This window comes from Asticcacaulis sp. AC460 (genome assembly GCF_000495795.1).
Lineage (GTDB): Bacteria > Pseudomonadota > Alphaproteobacteria > Caulobacterales > Caulobacteraceae > Asticcacaulis.
Genome location: NZ_AWGD01000063.1, coordinates 1 through 1,012 on the forward strand (window position 1 = coordinate 1; position 1,012 = coordinate 1,012).

At 55.5% G+C, this 1,012-nt stretch carries 1 pseudogene; it reads right to left on the bottom strand.

The annotated features are described in order from the left end of the window. Positions 1-1,012: pseudogene (locus ABAC460_RS47905) on the bottom strand (IS3 family transposase); the annotation flags it as partial.

The window sequence follows — 1,012 nt, forward strand, 5'->3', positions numbered from 1 at the left end:
GGCCAGATCCCGGGTTTTGTATATTCTCTTCCTGATGCGTTCTTTTTTCAGTGAACTGAAGAACGATTCGGCCACTGCATTATCCCAACAGTTACCACGCCGGCTCATACTGGGTGCCAGGTTATTGGCCCGACAGAACCGTTGCCAGTCGTCGCTGCCATACTGGCAACCCTGGTCTGAGTGCACGATGACCTCGCTGTCCGGTTTACGTCGCCAGACCGCCATCATCAGCGCATCCAGTGCCAGTTCGCGTGAGAGGGTCGGCTTCATCGACCAGCCCACCACGTTACGGGCGAAGAGGTCGATAACCACCGCCAGATACAACCAGCCCTGCCAGGTGCGGATGTAAGTGATGTCGGTGACCCAGACCTGATTGGCCCGGACAACGGTAAACTGCCGCTGTACGCGATTAGGGGCAACCACCGAAGGTCGGCCGGCGATACGCCGTGGTGCTTTATAGCCCCGCACGGCTTTAATCCGGTTCAGTTGCATAAGACGGCCCACCCGGTTTTTGCCGCAGGTTTCCCCGATTTCGTTCAGATCGCTATGAACCCGCCGGTAACCGTATACGCCTCCGCTCAGTGAATATGAATCACGGATAAGCGTCAGCAGACGCTGGTTATCTTTATCACGCGCCGAGACCGGGTTGTGCAGCCACGCGTAGAACCCGGCCCGGGCGACATGCAGTACCCGACACATCGTCATCACACCCCATACAGTGCGGTGCTCATTGATAAAGCGGTACTTCAGTCGGGCTCCCTTGCAAAGTACCGCGCGGCCTTTTTCAGGATATCCCGTTCTTCTTCGGTACGTTTTAGCTGTGCCCGTAGTTTCAGGATCTCGCTTTTGGCTTCCAGTAAATCCCTGGCATGCTGTTCGCTGGTATCAGGTTTGATAGCTCGTAGCCACTTATAGAGGCTGTGTGCAGAAACACCCAAACGGTCAGATACTTCGGCAACGGAATAACCGCGTTCCGTTATCTGACGGACGGCTTCTTCCTTAAATTCAGGTG